The 13328-nt window shown below is 58.5% G+C and carries 10 protein-coding genes; 2 read left to right on the forward strand and 8 right to left on the reverse strand.

Annotated elements, in window-relative coordinates; all coding sequences use genetic code 11:
- Window positions 1-150 precede the first annotated feature (150 nt).
- The 7 genes from greA to grpE form a co-directional block, all read right to left on the reverse strand.
- The gene (gene greA / locus BZK31_RS09270) at window positions 151-627 is read right to left on the reverse strand and encodes a transcription elongation factor GreA (protein ID WP_004879992.1); all 477 of its coding nucleotides are present in this window, start codon (window positions 625-627) and stop codon (window positions 151-153) included.
- Window positions 624-3845, reverse strand: a complete 3222-nt coding sequence (gene carB, locus BZK31_RS09275; RefSeq protein ID WP_083182403.1) for a carbamoyl-phosphate synthase large subunit — start codon at window positions 3843-3845, stop codon at window positions 624-626. Before carB ends, greA begins: the two co-directional genes overlap by 4 nt.
- A gap of 135 nt (window positions 3846-3980) precedes the next feature.
- Window positions 3981-5117, reverse strand: a complete 1137-nt coding sequence (carA, locus tag BZK31_RS09280; protein WP_083182404.1) for a glutamine-hydrolyzing carbamoyl-phosphate synthase small subunit — start codon at window positions 5115-5117, stop codon at window positions 3981-3983.
- Window positions 5118-5392: 275 nt separating this feature from the next.
- A complete protein-coding gene (gene dapB, locus BZK31_RS09285) occupies window positions 5393-6196 on the reverse strand; it encodes a 4-hydroxy-tetrahydrodipicolinate reductase (protein WP_083182405.1) in 804 nt (267 codons plus the stop codon).
- Window positions 6197-6217: 21 nt separating this feature from the next.
- Window positions 6218-7354 carry a molecular chaperone DnaJ gene (dnaJ, locus tag BZK31_RS09290; protein ID WP_083182406.1) on the reverse strand — a complete coding sequence of 379 codons (1137 nt, stop codon included), beginning with the start codon at window positions 7352-7354 and terminating at the stop codon, window positions 6218-6220.
- Between the two features lie 326 nt (window positions 7355-7680).
- On the reverse strand, window positions 7681-9633 hold the full coding sequence (gene dnaK, locus BZK31_RS09295; protein ID WP_341865289.1) for a molecular chaperone DnaK: 1953 nt from the start codon (window positions 9631-9633) through the stop codon (window positions 7681-7683).
- Between the two features lie 65 nt (window positions 9634-9698).
- A complete protein-coding gene (gene grpE / locus BZK31_RS09300) occupies window positions 9699-10262 on the reverse strand; it encodes a nucleotide exchange factor GrpE (RefSeq protein WP_083182408.1) in 564 nt (187 codons plus the stop codon).
- 269 nt (window positions 10263-10531) lie between these two features.
- Between grpE and recN the strand changes: the two genes are divergently transcribed.
- Entirely contained in the window at window positions 10532-12205 is a 1674-nt protein-coding gene (gene recN / locus BZK31_RS09305) for a DNA repair protein RecN (RefSeq protein WP_083182409.1), read from the forward strand.
- A gap of 55 nt (window positions 12206-12260) precedes the next feature.
- Here recN and fur read toward each other — a convergent pair whose 3' ends face one another.
- Window positions 12261-12668, reverse strand: a complete 408-nt coding sequence (fur, locus tag BZK31_RS09310) for a ferric iron uptake transcriptional regulator (protein WP_002555142.1) — start codon at window positions 12666-12668, stop codon at window positions 12261-12263.
- A 98-nt stretch (window positions 12669-12766) separates the two neighbouring features.
- Between fur and BZK31_RS09315 the strand changes: the two genes are divergently transcribed.
- Entirely contained in the window at window positions 12767-13288 is a 522-nt protein-coding gene (locus BZK31_RS09315; protein WP_083182410.1) for an outer membrane protein assembly factor BamE, read from the forward strand.
- The last annotated feature ends 40 nt before the right edge of the window (window positions 13289-13328 follow it).

The raw sequence follows: 13328 nt of genomic DNA on the forward strand, positions 1-13328 counted from the left end.
AAAAAACAGAAGCCAGGGCCGCTTAACGCGTGCCCTGCTCCTGATTCCAGCACTCTCTGTACCGAACCATCGAACAGGCTACCGCCAGCGCCTCAAGGTCAGAACCCTGAAGACTGACAGGTTGCGCCCGCGTTGAGCGGGCACCGAGCCTTAGATGTGACGAACCTCGACGATTTCGTATTCGATGACGCCGCTTGGCGTTTTTACCACAACGACATCGCCTTCTTCCTTGGCAATCAAGGCGCGTGCGATGGGCGACCCCACCGAAATCTTGCCTTTCTTGATGTCCGCTTCGTCCTCACCGACGATCTGATACGTGACGCTTTCGTCCGTTTCCACATTGGCAATTTCAACGGTAGTACCGAAAATCACCTTGCCGGTGTGAGGAATGGTGGTGACATCGATCACCACGGCATTCTGCATCCGGCCTTCGATGTCGCGAATACGCGCCTCGACCATACCTTGCTGCTCACGCGCGGCATGGTATTCAGCGTTTTCCTTGAGATCGCCCAGCTCACGCGCTGTGCCGATGTCCTGGCTCAGCTTGGGACGGACCACCTTGGTCAGATGTGTCAACTCTTCTTCCAGGGCGCGAGCGCCCTGAACAGTCATTGGGTATTTGATCATGCCTTCAATCCTGCATGGAGATCCTGCAAGCGACGTACAGTCTTCTCTGGACCGAACTTGAGCGCTTCACAGATCGCTTCGCCTGCTGCAATAGTAGTGGTGCAGTAAATCTTGTGCTGCAAGGCGTTGCGACGAATGGAGTAGGAATCCGCGATCGACTGGCGGCCCTCGGTGGTATTGATGATCAAGGTGACTTCGTCATTCTTGATCATGTCCACAACGTGCGGACGACCTTCGGTCACCTTGTTGACGCGACGCACCTTCAGGCCGGCCGCCTCGATCAGCTTGGCGGTACCCGCTGTCGCGACGACCTCGAAACCCAGATCGATCAGATCACGCGCAACGCCGGCCACCAGCGGTTTGTCGTCATCACGCACACTGATGAATGCGGTGCCACCAGTCGGCAATACTTCGCTGGCACCCATCTGCGCCTTGGCGAATGCTTCACCGAAGGTGTCGCCCACACCCATCACTTCACCGGTCGACTTCATTTCCGGGCCGAGGATCGGGTCAACGCCCGGGAACTTGGCGAACGGGAATACCGCTTCTTTCACGCTGTAGAAATTGGGGATGATTTCCTTGGTGAAGTTCAGCTCTTTCAGGGTTTTGCCAGCCATCACGCGGGCAGCAATCATGGCCAGGGAGACGCCGATGCACTTGGACACGAACGGTACGGTACGCGATGCACGCGGGTTCACTTCGATGACGTAGATGTCTTCACCCTGCAGGGCCAACTGCACGTTCATCAGGCCAACCACGCCCAGCTCCAGCGCCATCTTCTTGACCTGCTCGCGCATCTCGTCCTGGATATGTGCCGGCAGCGAGTATGGCGGCAGCGAGCATGCGGAGTCACCGGAGTGAACGCCCGCCTGTTCGATGTGCTGCATGATCGCGCCGATCACCACGTCAGTGCCGTCGCAGACCGCATCGACGTCCATTTCGATTGCACAGTTCAGGAAGTGGTCCAGCAGCACCGGGCTGTCGTTGGAGACCTGAACCGCTTCACGCAGATAACGCTTGAGCTCGTCTTCCTGATAAACGATTTCCATGGCGCGACCCCCCAGTACATAGGACGGACGTACGACCAGTGGATAACCGATCTTCGCGGCAGCACGAATCGCTTCGTCTTCGCTGCGCACGGTGGCGTTAGGCGGCTGACGCAGGTTCAGGCGCTCGACCATCTGCTGGAAGCGCTCACGGTCTTCGGCACGGTCGATGGCATCAGGGCTGGTGCCGATGATCGGTACGCCAGCGGCTTCCAGGGCACGCGCCAGCTTCAGCGGCGTCTGACCGCCGTACTGAACGATCACGCCTTTCGGCTTCTCGACACGCACGATTTCCAGCACGTCTTCCAGGGTGACCGGCTCGAAGTACAGGCGATCGGAGGTGTCGTAGTCGGTGGATACGGTTTCCGGGTTGCAGTTGACCATGATGGTCTCGTACCCGTCGTCACGCAGTGCCAAGGCGGCGTGTACGCAGCAGTAGTCGAACTCGATGCCCTGGCCGATGCGGTTAGGACCGCCGCCCAGAATCATGATCTTGTCGCGAGTCGACGGGTTGGCTTCGCACTCTTCTTCATACGTGGAGTACAGGTACGCCGTGTCGGTCGCAAACTCGGCAGCGCAGGTGTCGACGCGCTTGTAGACCGGGAACACTTCCAGCTTGTGACGGTGCGTACGCAGGTTCTTCTCGGTCACACCCAGCAGCTTGGCCAGGCGTGCGTCGGAGAAGCCCTTGCGCTTGAGGCGGAACATCAGGTCGCGGTCGATGGCCGACAGACCCAGTGTCTTGACCTTCTCTTCGTCCTTGATCAGATCTTCGATCTGGACCAGGAACCAAGGGTCGATCATGTTCATGGCGAAGATGTCTTCGACCGTCATGCCCGCACGGAAGGCGTCCGCGACGTACCAGATACGCTCGGCGCCCGGCACGGTGAGTTCGCGCTTGAGGGTGCTCATGCTTTCCGGGTGGCTCAGGTCTAGCTTCGGGTCCAGACCGCAGACGCCCACTTCCAGACCGCGTAGCGCTTTCTGCAGCGATTCCTGGAAGGTACGACCGATGGCCATGACTTCGCCGACCGATTTCATCTGAGTGGTCAGACGGGCGTCGGCCTTGGCGAACTTCTCGAAGGCAAAGCGAGGCAGCTTGGTCACGACGTAGTCGATGGAAGGCTCGAAGGATGCCGGGGTTTTGCCGCCGGTGATGTCGTTCGACAGCTCATCCAGGGTGTAACCCACCGCCAGCTTGGCGGCGACCTTGGCAATCGGGAAGCCGGTCGCCTTGGAAGCCAGTGCCGAAGAACGCGAAACGCGCGGGTTCATCTCGATCACGACCATGCGACCGGTGTCCGGGCAGATGCCGAACTGCACGTTGGAGCCACCGGTTTCAACGCCGATCTCGCGCAATACCGCCAGTGAGGCGTTACGCAGGATCTGATATTCCTTGTCGGTCAGGGTCTGCGCGGGCGCGACAGTGATGGAGTCGCCGGTGTGCACACCCATCGGGTCGAAGTTTTCGATGGAGCAAACGATGATGCAGTTGTCCTTTTTGTCGCGGACAACCTCCATTTCATATTCTTTCCAGCCGATCAGCGATTCGTCGATCAGCAGTTCCTTGGTCGGCGACAGGTCCAGGCCGCGGGCGCAGATTTCTTCGAACTCTTCACGGTTGTACGCGATACCACCACCGGTGCCGCCCATGGTGAAGGACGGACGAATGATGCAAGGGAAGCCGAGCTTTTCAAGCACAGCGTTGGCTTCTTCCATCGAGTGCGCGATGCCGGAACGCGGGCATTCCAGTCCGATGGACTTCATGGCCTTGTCGAAACGCGAGCGGTCTTCCGCCTTGTCGATGGTATCGGCGTTGGCGCCAATCATTTCAACGCCGAACTTCTCCAGAACGCCTTCGCGCTCCAGGTCCAGCGCGCAGTTCAGCGCCGTCTGGCCGCCCATGGTTGGCAACAGAGCGTCCGGACGCTCTTTTTCGATGATCTTGGCAACGGTCTTCCACTTGATCGGTTCGATGTAGGTGGCGTCGGCCATCGCCGGGTCGGTCATGATGGTGGCCGGGTTGGAGTTCACCAGGATGACGCGGTAGCCCTCTTCGCGCAGGGCCTTGCAGGCCTGGGCGCCGGAGTAGTCGAATTCACAGGCCTGGCCGATCACGATCGGGCCGGCGCCGAGAATCAGGATGCTTTTAATATCTGTACGTTTTGGCATGGGTTGTCACTCAAATCCGCAGGTCAGTCGGCAAGCCGTCTTGAACATTTCATTGAGGTGCCTGGGTGGCGGCTACCGGACATTACGTCCGGGTCCAGCCAGGTCACCTGCTTACTACATTCTCAAGGCAACCGGTCAGCGTCGCTTGGCCATGGCTTCGATAAAGCGATCAAACAGAGGCGCGACGTCGTTCGGGCCCGGACTGGCTTCAGGGTGACCCTGGAAGCTGAAGGCGCTCTTGTCGGTGCGCTCGATACCCTGAAGGGTGCCGTCGAACAACGACTTGTGGATGGCGCGCACGTTGGACGGCAGCGTGGCTTCGTCAACCGCGAAGCCGTGGTTCTGGCTGGTGATCATGACGACACCGGTGTCCAGATCCTGAACCGGGTGGTTGGCACCGTGGTGACCGTGACCCATTTTCACCGTCTTGGCACCGGAAGCCAAGGCGAGCAACTGGTGGCCCAGGCAGATACCGAAGACCGGCGTTTCGGTTTCCAGCACTTCCTGGATGGCCTTGATCGCGTAGTCGCAAGGCTCCGGATCGCCAGGACCGTTGGACAGGAAGACACCATCCGGCTTGTAGGCGAGCACGTCACTGGCAGGCGTCTGCGCTGGCACCACGGTCACGCGGCAACCGCGCTCGACCAGCATGCGCAGAATATTGACCTTGACGCCGTAGTCGTAGGCGACCACGTGATAGGGCAGCTCGGCCGCAGCGATATCAGGGTGGCTGTCGGTTTTCAGGTTCCAGACGCTGGAGCGCCATTCGTAGGTGTCCTTGGTGCTGACTTCCTTGGCCAGATCCATGCCCTTGAGGCCCGGGAAGCCGCGAGCAGCTGCGATGGCGGCCTCTTCGGAAATGTCGTCACCGGCCATGATGCAGCCGTTCTGTGCACCTTTCTCACGCAGAATACGGGTCAGGCGACGAGTATCGATACCGGCAATGGCCACCACATTGTTGGCTTTCAGGTAATCGTCCAGCGACATCTTGTTGCGCCAGTTGCTGGCAACCAGCGGCAGGTCACGAATGACCAGGCCCGCAGACCAGACACGATCGGACTCGGCATCCTCAGGCGTGGTGCCGGTGTTGCCGATGTGGGGATAAGTCAGGGTAACGATTTGCTGGGCATAGGAAGGATCGGTAAGGATTTCCTGATAGCCTGTCATTGCGGTGTTGAACACCACCTCACCAACGGTCTGACCGTCGGCTCCAATGGCTTCGCCGCGAAAAATGCTGCCATCAGCAAGGGCGAGTATGGCTGGCTTAGTCAAGAAGACCTCCCGTAAATAAAGCCTGAAAGGGCGTTCGCAGGTTGCAAAAAAGCGGAATGACGTAGATACGTCACCCCGCTTTCTTATAGATTCATCTGCGCGCTTTTAGTGGACACACTAAAGCTGTAGCTTACAGAAAAGGCCCATTTTGGTCTACCACCAATGTGCCTGAAAAGCGGTGTAATGCGACAGCGCCTGAAAAGACCGCGCTTGATAAAAGGCCGAATCCCGTCGCTTGTACGAAATCCGGCCCTGGTTACGCCGCAGAACAAGGATCAGTGCAGATCCAGAACATCCTGCATGTCGTAGAACCCTGGCGCCTTGCCATCGAGCCACATGGCGGCACGGACCGCACCCTTGGCGAAAGTCATGCGACTGGACGCCTTGTGCGTGATCTCGACACGCTCACCGTCAGCAGCGAACAGCACGGTGTGATCACCCACAACATCCCCGGCGCGAACCGTTGCAAAGCCGATGCTCTGACGATCACGCGCACCGGTCTGGCCTTCACGACCATAAACCGCGACCTTCTGCAGATCACGTCCCAGCGCACTGGCAACCACTTCACCCATGCGCAACGCAGTGCCCGAAGGTGCGTCGACCTTGTGCCGATGGTGCGCCTCGAGGATTTCGATGTCCACATCGTCACCCAACACGCGAGCAGCGGTGTCGAGCAGCTTCAGGCACAGGTTGACGCCAACGCTGAAATTGGCTGCGAACACGATAGGAATCTCTTTCGCCGCCTCAGCCAGACGCTGCTTTTCTTCCACGCTGAATCCGGTCGTACCGATGATCATGGCCTTGCCCGCCTTGCGGCAGAAGGCCAGATTCTTCAGCGTGACCGACGGGTGCGTGAAATCGATCAGCACATCAAACTCGTCAGCCACCTTGGCAAGATCACCTGACAGCGGGACGCCAATACGACCCAGCGCCGCCAACTCGCCGGCATCTGCGCCGACCAGCGTGCTGTCAGGACGATCAATCGCAGCGGTCAACCCGGCACCAGGCGCCTGCTGAATCGCTTCGATCAAGGTTTTGCCCATGCGCCCGGCGGCGCCAACTACAGCAATACGTCGCATGCCAGATTTCCTTAGATAGCCTTACAAATCGCCGAAGAAACGCTTCACACCCTCGAACCAGCCACTGGCCTTCGGAGAGTGGGACTCGTCGCTCTCAAGCGATGTGCGGAACTCTTCGAGCAGCTCACGCTGACGCTTGCTGAGATTGACCGGCGTTTCGACCGCGACACGACACATCAGGTCACCTGCACCGCCACCACGCACCGGAGCAACGCCCTTGCCGCGCAGGCGGAACTGCTTGCCGGTCTGAGTCCCTTCGGGGATCTTCAATTTGACGCGACCATCGAGTGTCGGCACTTCAAGCTCACCGCCCAATGCGGCATCGGTAAAGCTGATCGGCACTTCGCAGAACAGGTGCTTGCCGTCACGCTGGAAGATGTCGTGCTCGCGCACATTGATCACAACGTACAGATCGCCGGTGGGCCCGCCCTGAACGCCCGCCTCGCCTTCGCCCGACAGGCGGATGCGGTCGCCAGTATCGACGCCAGGCGGCACTTTCACAGACAGTGTCTTGTACTCTTCGACACGGCCTTCACCGTGGCACGAGTCGCACGGATCGGAAATGATCTTGCCGTGGCCATGGCAACGAGGGCAGGTCTGCTGCACAGAGAAGAACCCCTGCTGCATGCGCACCTGACCAATACCGCCACAGGTCGGGCAGGTAACCGGCGAAGAGCCCTTCTTCGCGCCACTGCCATCGCACGGCTTGCAGTTAACCAGCGTCGGGACGCGGATACTGACCGTCGTGCCGCGCACCGCTTCTTCAAGGTTCAGCTCGAGCGTGTAACGCAGGTCGCTGCCGCGCTGGGCGCCGCCACGACCGCCGCCGCCAGAGCGACCACCACCGAAGAAGTCACTGAAAACGTCACCGAAAATATCGGAGAAGTTCGCGCCGCCAGCCCCACCGAAACCACCGCCGCCCCCCATGCTCGGATCAACACCGGCATGACCGTACTGGTCGTAGGCAGCACGCTTGCTGGCATCGGACAGAACTTCGTAGGCCTCGTTGGCCTCTTTGAACATCTCTTCTGACGCTTTGTCATCAGGGTTGCGGTCAGGGTGATGCTTCATCGCCAGACGACGATAAGCCTTTTTCAGCTCCGCCTCGCTGGAGCCTCGCTCCACTCCCAACACTTCGTAATAATCACGCTTTGCCATAATTCTTCCGCACTCTTGAGGACGTTCGGCAAGACCCTCCTGAGCCCCGCCAAACTCGTTGAGCCCCATACAGGCCCGGACCCAACTCACGTCAATTCAACGATCCTGGTCTTCGATCAACAGCCAGACAACGCTGGCCGAGAAAGCGGCAGAATGAGTCGCCACGCAGGAGCATCGCGATCTTGCCACATGGCTTGCGGACCTGAATCCGCCTGCCGGAATTTTGCCTGTTCCAGACACGCCAACGCGGGAGCAAGCTCCCGCGCGGCGACATCCTACCAGTCACCACTCGAAAGAGGTCAACCGGCTTGCAAGTGAGCCTGCGCTTACTTGTGGTCTTTCACTTCTTCGAACTCGGCGTCGACAACGTCATCCGCCTTGGCCGATTCTTCAGCAGGCTTGGCCGCAGCTTCAGGATTTTCAGCCTGCTCGGCATACATCTTCTGAGCGATTGGCGCGGAAACCTTGGACAGCTCCTCGACCCTGGCTTCGATGGCAGCCTTGTCGTCGCCTTTGACGGCGGCTTCCAGGGCAACCACTGCAGCTTCAACCGCGGCTTTCTCTTCAGCCGTCACTTTGTCGCCGGCATCGGAGATCATCTTGCGAGTCGAATGGACCAGCGCATCACCCTGGTTACGGGCGGAGGCCAGCTCTTCGAACTTGCGATCTTCTTCAGCGTTGACTTCAGCGTCACGAACCATCTGCTGAATTTCTTCCTCGGACAGACCGGAGTTGGCCTTGATCACGATGGACTGCTGCTTGCCGGTGGCCTTGTCTTTCGCGCCGACGTGCAGAATGCCGTTGGCGTCGATGTCGAAGGTCACTTCGATCTGTGGCACACCACGTGGAGCAGGTGGAATCTCAGCCAGATCGAACTTGCCCAGCGACTTGTTCTGACCGGCTTGCTTACGCTCGCCTTGCAGAACATGAATGGTCACAGCGCTCTGATTGTCATCGGCAGTCGAGAACACCTGGGATTTCTTGGTAGGAATCGTGGTGTTTTTCTCGATCAGCGCCGTCATCACGCCACCCATGGTTTCAATACCCAAGGTCAGCGGGCTTACGTCCAGCAGCAGAACGTCTTTCACGTCACCGGCCAGAACTGCACCCTGGATCGCAGCACCCATGGCAACCGCTTCGTCCGGGTTGACGTCTTTACGCGCTTCTTTGCCGAAGAACTCAGTCACCAGCTTCTGCACCAGCGGCATGCGGGTCTGACCACCGACCAGAATCACGTCGTTGATCTTGCCGATGTCGATACCGGCATCTTTCAGAGCGATGCGGCAGGGCTCGATGGTGCGCTGAACCAAGTCTTCAACCAGCGATTCCAGCTTCGAACGGGAGATCTTCACGTTCAAGTGTTTAGGACCGGTTGCGTCTGCAGTGATGTACGGCAGGTTGACGTCGGTCGACTGGCTGGACGACAGTTCGATCTTGGCTTTCTCGGCAGCTTCTTTCAGGCGCTGCATTGCCAGCGGGTCACCCTTGAGGTTCATGCCGCTTTCTTTCTTGAATTCGTCGACGAGGTAGTCGATCAAACGAATATCGAAGTCCTCACCACCCAGGAAGGTGTCGCCGTTGGTGGCCAACACTTCGAACTGGTGCTCGCCATCGACTTCCGCGATCTCGATGACCGATACGTCGAAGGTACCGCCACCCAAGTCATAAACGATGACCGTGTGATCGCCCTTCGCCTTGTCCATACCGTAGGCCAGAGCGGCAGCGGTTGGCTCGTTGATGATGCGCTTGACGTCGAGACCGGCGATACGGCCGGCGTCTTTGGTGGCCTGACGCTGGCTGTCGTTGAAGTAGGCCGGAACGGTGATCACCGCTTCAGTAACAGCCTCACCGAGATAGTCCTCGGCGGTCTTCTTCATTTTTTTCAGAATTTCAGCCGAGATCTGAGGAGGCGCCATTTTCTGGCCATTCACTTCAACCCAGGCGTCGTTGTTGTCGGCTTTGACGATCTTGTAAGGGACCATCTGGATGTCTTTCTGAACGACTTCTTCGTCGAAACGACGACCGATCAGACGCTTTACCGCGTACAGCGTGTTGTGCGGGTTGGTCACTGCCTGACGCTTTGCAGACTGACCGACCAGAATTTCGCCGTCGTTAGCGTAAGCGATGATCGACGGCGTGGTGCGAGCACCCTCGGCGTTCTCGATAACCTTGACGTTGCCGTTTTCCAGAATGGAGACACAGGAGTTGGTGGTCCCCAGGTCGATACCGATAATTCTGCCCATCTTGACTCTCCCGAAACTTTGATTTGGTTGCCGCAACTGCGTTTACAGATTGCGGTAGCTCTTAAACGCTTGACCTTTAAATGGGGGCCTTACAGCTTATTTCAAGCCTGCTCGTCAATTGACGGCGTAACAGGCGATGGTGCCTTGCTGACCACGACCATGGCCGGACGCAACAGACGACCATTGAGCTGATAACCCTTCTGAAACACTTTGAGAACCGTGTTGGGCTCTACATCTGCACTTTCCTGCATGGCCATCGCCTGGTGCTGGTCGGCACTGAACGGCTGGCCGTGCGGGTCGACGGCTTCGAGCTGATAACGCTTGAGCGTGTCCTGGAACATTTTCAAGGTCAGTTCGATGCCTTCACGCATCGGGCGAATGCTTTCGTCGTCCGGATTGGACAGCTCCAGCCCTCGCTCCAGACTGTCGATGATCGGCAGCAGATCACCGGCAAATTTTTCCAACGCAAACTTGTGAGCCTTTTCAACATCCTGTTCAGCACGGCGGCGGACATTCTGCAGATCCGCAGCCACTCGCAGGGATTGGTCCTGCGCGGCAGCCAGTTGCTCCTCGAGCACTTGCACACGGGTGGTCAATTCATCGCCCGCGCCTGCTTCGGCAGCCTGGTCCTGGCTCTGCGCATCCAGATTCTGTTCGTCAGCCATAAGTGTTCTCCTTTAAAAACGTCCGCGAACCCAACTCGCGCTTCTGCCCCCTATATGGGATCGGAATTTGCGGCTTCAAGGGTAAGGAACGGCGGATATGTGCATTTCCTCACAAAAAAATGGGGAATCGGACCGCTGGAAAAATGGACCGCCAGCGCAAGACGAACTAAAAAACACTGAGCCCAACTAAATCGAGCTAAGCCGGGGCATTGTCAGAAGCCGATAAAGCACTGTATAAATAACCAGACAAATCGCTCGGGAGCCGCTCAATGCTGGTGCACCTTTCCGTACATAACTACGCCATCGTCGAACACCTTGATCTCGAACTCGATCGGGGCATGAGCGTAATCACTGGCGAAACCGGCGCTGGCAAATCGATCATGCTTGATGCGCTGGGCCTGACGCTGGGTGATCGTGCCGACAGTGGCGTCGTCCGCCCGGGCGCCGACAAGGCCGACATCCTGGCCACCTTCGACCTTGACGATATTCCCGAAGCCCAGGCCTGGCTCAAAGAGCGCGACCTGGACAATGACGGCCCCTGCATCCTGCGCCGGGTCATCACCGCAGAAGGTCGTTCGCGCGCTTACATCAACGGCTCGCCCTGTCCGCAAGGCGACCTCAAAGCGCTTGGCGAGCTGCTGATCGACATTCACAGCCAGCACGAGCATCAGTCGCTGCTCAAGACCGATACCCATCGCCGCCTGCTGGACGAATACGCCGGCGCAACCGATCTGGCCCGCCAGGTGCAACTGGCCGCGCAACGCTGGCGTCAGACCCGCCAGGAACTGGAGCGCCTTTCCAACTCGGGCGACGAACAGCGCGCACGCCATCAGTTGCTGAGTTATCAGCTGGAAGAGCTGGAAAGCCTGAGCCTGGGCGAGAACGAACTGGAACAGCTGGAGCAGGAACACAAGAACCTGACCAATGCCGAGAGTCTGCTGAGCATTTGCCGCCAGGTGGTCGAGCAGTGCAGCGAAAGCGATTCCGGCAATGTGCTCAACGCTCTGACCGCCAGCCTGCACAGGCTCGGCGGTGTGAACAACTCGCCCACGGCGCTCTGCGAAGCCACTGAGCTGCTGTCCAGTGCGCAGATTCAGGTCGAGGAAGCCGTCGGAGAACTCAACCGCTTTCTCGATCACTTCGACGCCGACCCCGCCAGGCTGCAGCAACTCGAAGAGCGGCTCGATGCTATTTACACGCTCGCCCGCAAGCACCGCATCCAGCCCAACGAAGTGGCCACGCTGCAACAGAAACTGCTGGACGAAATTGAAACGCTCAACGCGAACGACGAGTCCATCGAGCGCCTGGAACATGAAGTGCAGGCATTTGCCCGTCACTATCAGGAAAAGGCCCGCGAACTGAGCGACTTGCGTCATACCTCATCGACGAAGCTGGCCAGCGCCGTCGAACAGGAAATTCATCGACTGGGCATGCCTGGTGGTCGCTTCCAGATCGAGCTCAAGGCCATCCCCGGCACCGAACCTCATCCTCACGGCCTTGAACATGTCGAGCTGCTGGTCAGCGCCAACCCCGGTCAGCCGCTCAAGGCGCTGGCCAAGGTTGCGTCCGGCGGCGAACTGTCACGGATAAGCCTGGCGATTCAGGTCATTACGGCGCAGACGTCCCGGGTGCCTACGCTGGTGTTCGACGAAGTCGACGTGGGCATTGGTGGCCCGACGGCTGAGATCGTCGGTCAGTTGCTGCGTCGCCTGGGCGAGCGTGGGCAGGTCATGACCGTGACTCACCTGCCGCAGGTAGCGGCGCAAGGGCATCAGCATCTGTTCGTGCACAAGGTCAGAGACAACGACGCCACTCGCACTGCAGTGTCGAAACTCACCAAGACCGAACGTATAGAGGAAGTGGCCCGCATGCTGGGCGGTATCGATCTGACCAAGGAATCACTGGCTCACGCCAAGAAGATGGTCGTGACCGCGAAAAACTGATTCCCGAAGCATAGAAAGCACAAAGGCGACACTGAGGTCGCCTTCGTCGGTGTGCTTACGCCTTTTTGTTGCGGACGTAGAGCACCAGGTTGTGATCCACCAGATCAAAGCCGTGTCTTTCGACGATGGCTTTTTGAAGTTTTTCGATCTCTTCGTCGAAGAACTCGATCACTTCACCGGACTCCACATTGACCATATGGTCGTGGTGGCCGCCGTCAGCCAGTTCGAACACAGCATGACCGCCGTCGAAGTTGTGGCGTACCACCAGTCCAGCGGCTTCAAACTGGGTCAAAACACGGTAAACCGTGGCCAGACCGACATCCTCGCTCGCCTCCATCAGGGCCTTGTAGACATCCTCGGCACTCATGTGGCGCTGCTCGGCAGAATCGAGCATTTGGAGTATTTTGACCCGTGGTAGGGTCACCTTGAGTCCTGCTTTACGTAGTTCGCTATTTTCAACCATGGTCAGCTTTCTCGCAGACGCTGCTTCGCAGCTTCTCTTAATGCAGGTATGATCGGGGTTTACGTTGTCCCAGCCAAGATAGTGGAAGTCGCCCACCGATGCAAAACACCAAGCTCTTGCTAACCAGTTTCACCTTCGTGGGACTGCTCGCACTCGCCGGTTGTTCATTCCCCGGGGTTTACAAAATCGACATCCAGCAGGGTAATGTCGTCACGCAGGACATGATAAACCAGTTACGCCCCGGAATGACCCGGCGGCAAGTACGGTTTATCATGGGTAATCCGTTGCTGACCGACACCTTCCACGCCGATCGGTGGGATTACCTGTACAGCCTTCAGCCAGGTGGCGGTGAGCGCCAGCAGGAGCGCGTCAGTCTGATTTTCAATGAAAGCGATCAGTTGGTCAGCCTGTCAGGCGACTTCATGCCAGGCGTGAGCCGCGATGACGCGATCCTCGGCAAAGGCAGCGATACCAACGCGCCGACCGAGAATCAACCACAGCAGCCGCCCGAAGAGCCAGCCAAACCAGGCTCGCTGCTGGACAAGATCCAGAAGGACGTCGACAGCGTCGAAACAGTGCCTGTTCCGACTCAGGAACCACTGGACGTCAACCCGCGCTGATTCAAGGCGCGCAAAGAAAAGCCCGGCATGCCGGGCTTTT

Source organism: Pseudomonas floridensis (assembly GCF_002087235.1).
GTDB classification, from domain to species: domain Bacteria; phylum Pseudomonadota; class Gammaproteobacteria; order Pseudomonadales; family Pseudomonadaceae; genus Aquipseudomonas; species Aquipseudomonas floridensis.

Coding starts and splice junctions, on each gene's coding strand:
- greA (WP_004879992.1), bottom strand. CDS start 627: ATGATCAAATACCCAATGACTGTTCAGGGCGCTCGCGCCCTGGAAGAA.
- carB (WP_083182403.1), bottom strand. CDS start 3,845: ATGCCAAAACGTACAGATATTAAAAGCATCCTGATTCTCGGCGCCGGC.
- dapB (WP_083182405.1), bottom strand. CDS start 6,196: ATGCGACGTATTGCTGTAGTTGGCGCCGCCGGGCGCATGGGCAAAACC.
- dnaJ (WP_083182406.1), bottom strand. CDS start 7,354: ATGGCAAAGCGTGATTATTACGAAGTGTTGGGAGTGGAGCGAGGCTCC.
- grpE (WP_083182408.1), bottom strand. CDS start 10,262: ATGGCTGACGAACAGAATCTGGATGCGCAGAGCCAGGACCAGGCTGCC.
- recN (WP_083182409.1), top strand. CDS start 10,532: ATGCTGGTGCACCTTTCCGTACATAACTACGCCATCGTCGAACACCTT.
- fur (WP_002555142.1), bottom strand. CDS start 12,668: ATGGTTGAAAATAGCGAACTACGTAAAGCAGGACTCAAGGTGACCCTA.
- BZK31_RS09315 (WP_083182410.1), top strand. CDS start 12,767: ATGCAAAACACCAAGCTCTTGCTAACCAGTTTCACCTTCGTGGGACTG.